At 38.4% G+C, this 549-nt stretch carries 1 protein-coding gene; it reads right to left on the bottom strand.

Annotation, left to right across the window (positions count from 1 at the left end):
* Positions 1 to 197: hypothetical protein (locus tag KO524_RS15195; RefSeq protein ID WP_219295076.1), on the bottom strand; the 197-nt coding region annotated here is incomplete at its 3' end.
* Between the last annotated feature and the right edge of the window lie 352 nt (positions 198 to 549).

Below are 549 nucleotides of genomic sequence, written 5' to 3'. Positions count from 1 at the left end.
TATATAGGTATGGTTTTTATGAGCCTATTCGCTGATTCGTCCATTCGTCCATTCGTCCATTCGTCCATTCGTCCATTCGTCCATTCGTCCATTCGTCCATTCGTCCATTCGTCCATTCGTCCATTCGTCCATTCGTCCATTCGTCCATTCGCGAATAAATTACAAAAAGGAGCAATTTTATAACCACAACGCTCCAAAGCGTATAAACGTATCTGCCCATCCGCGTATCCGCATTCAAGAATAGTTAACTAAGCACAGCCATTTTGCACCCACAGCACTTTAAGGCGAATTCTCCTATCCGCCCATCCGCGTATCCGCATAAAAAAAAACTCCTTGTAAAAGTACGGTTACCAACCTGTTAAGAAAAGAGCGCGATAAATACCAAAAATAAACTTCCAAAAGATTAGGAATGCTGATAAAAAGGCCTACTTTTGCACTCGCATTACCGCAGAAGTTCTTTGAGAAACGGAGTTAAAAAAAAGAAACATATAAAAGGAGTTTTACTCTTTTAAAAATTTACGAAAATTAAATTTGTTTCTTAAATAATTA

Source organism: Flavobacterium sp. NKUCC04_CG (assembly GCF_019345525.1).
GTDB lineage: Bacteria > Bacteroidota > Bacteroidia > Flavobacteriales > Flavobacteriaceae > Flavobacterium.
The sequence above is the reverse complement of the archived record's forward strand: the minus strand, read 5'-3'. Positions and strand labels throughout refer to the sequence as shown.